This window comes from Lunatimonas salinarum, from assembly GCF_017811155.1.
Lineage (GTDB): Bacteria > Bacteroidota > Bacteroidia > Cytophagales > Cyclobacteriaceae > Lunatimonas > Lunatimonas salinarum.
Genome location: NZ_JACVCV010000133.1, coordinates 1 through 360, shown reverse-complemented (window position 1 = coordinate 360; position 360 = coordinate 1). Strand labels below are relative to the sequence as shown.

Genomic DNA, 360 nt, shown 5'->3' with positions numbered 1-360 from the left:
GGTCGTTTTCTTTGTGGATATGTGTAGTTAGAAGGGTGGTGAGGTAGACGTAAGACGTTAGATATGAGATGTAAGATTCGGAAAATTTACGATGCCACTTCCTTTCCAAAACCACGAATCCGAAGCGAGCCCCCGCTCTAGGTGTAGTTTGCAACTACACCCCGATATACTTGCCAATTTGCAATGGGCGAAACTGAGCTTCCTTCTCAAAACCACCCCAAGCCCCTTGAGCTAGCTTAAAGAGATTGTTTCGCTCCTGCGTCACTCGCAATGACGGGCTTTGCCGGGCTCCCTTACCCCGTAGGGGTGACATGTTTATAGACTGGGCTTAGAGATCAATTTGTTCCACCGTTTTGGCCG

1 protein-coding gene is annotated in these 360 nt (G+C 48.6%); it reads right to left on the bottom strand.

Features of this window, described 5'->3' with window-relative positions; translation table 11 throughout:
• Positions 1–154: 154 nt before the first annotated feature.
• Positions 155–313 (bottom strand): hypothetical protein, encoded by a 159-nt coding sequence (locus IAQ59_RS22175; RefSeq protein WP_209333021.1) that lies wholly within the window; start codon positions 311–313, stop codon positions 155–157.
• Positions 314–360: the final 47 nt, after the last annotated feature.